Source organism: Nocardioides sp. AN3 (assembly GCF_054653495.1).
Window position 1 is genome coordinate 1 of the sequence record NZ_BAAIGC010000114.1, and the last position, 245, is coordinate 245.

1 protein-coding gene is annotated in these 245 nt (G+C 66.1%); it reads left to right on the forward strand.

Features of this window, described 5'->3' with window-relative positions; translation table 11 throughout:
- Window positions 1-245, forward strand: a 245-nt coding sequence (locus ACYQ1K_RS28035; RefSeq protein ID WP_459986909.1) for a carboxyl transferase domain-containing protein, incomplete at both ends; no start/stop codon positions are given.

Genomic DNA, 245 nt, shown 5'->3' on the forward strand with positions numbered 1-245 from the left:
GACCTCGGCGGCGCCCGCACCCACAACACCAAGTCCGGCAACGCCCACTACATGGCCTCCGATGAGGAAGACGCCATCGACTACGTCAAAGCCCTGCTCTCCTTCCTGCCGTCGAACAACCTCGACGAGGCACCGGCCTACCCGGCCCCCGCCTCCCTGGAGATCAGCCAGGACGACCGGGCCCTAGACACCCTCATCCCCGACTCCCCCAACCAGCCCTACGACATGCACGACGTCATCACCTC